The sequence below is a fragment of the Staphylococcus sp. EG-SA-2 genome (assembly GCF_017152085.1).
This window is the reverse complement of sequence record NZ_JACYHC010000073.1, coordinates 1-562: the sequence shown is the minus strand read 5'-3', so window position 1 is coordinate 562 and position 562 is coordinate 1. Positions and strand designations below refer to the sequence as shown.

Annotated in this window: 1 protein-coding gene and 1 pseudogene; one reads left to right on the top strand and one right to left on the bottom strand. The window is 34.5% G+C overall.

The features are described 5' to 3' along the window. Positions 1–197, top strand: a 197-nt coding sequence (locus IDG60_RS00570; RefSeq protein ID WP_206160362.1) for a tyrosine-type recombinase/integrase, incomplete at its 5' end; no start/stop codon positions are given. Between the two features lie 77 nt (positions 198–274). Here IDG60_RS00570 and IDG60_RS00565 read toward each other — a convergent pair. Further along, positions 275–562: pseudogene (locus IDG60_RS00565) on the bottom strand (DUF309 domain-containing protein); the annotation flags it as partial.

Here is a 562-nt window from a genome sequence, read left to right as displayed (position 1 = left end):
AGGCAAACATTAAAAAGACGTTAACGCCACATACGTTACGCCACTCTTTTGCGACACATTTATTGGAAAATGGCGCAGATTTAAGAGCAGTGCAAGAGATGTTAGGTCACTCTGACATATCTACTACGCAACTCTATACACATGTTTCAAAATCTCAAATTAGAAAAATGTATAACCAATTTCATCCTAGAGCATAAAGTGAACCATAACTCAAAAGTCACAATACACATGACTAAAAATGTCTGTGCTATTGTGGCTTTTTTAAATTGGTTGATTAATTACGTCTATGTTTTCTTAATTGAATCGCTTCTTCTTTTGCTGAAATCACTTCTGAACGATCACGCCGCATGTGATGGTCTACAATAAAAGGATCTGTTGATGTTTCCTGATTATAATCATAGTCTGGATAGTTGGCCTTGATGATGCGTTCAAAGTCTGGAGTTATTGGTAATATAACAGATGAAAAAGGCTTTGCTGCATTCAATTTTGCAATCTGTTGCTCAATTAACAATTGATAATCATTTAAATTAAGGTATAACGCATCTCTATCTTTAGCATTTTG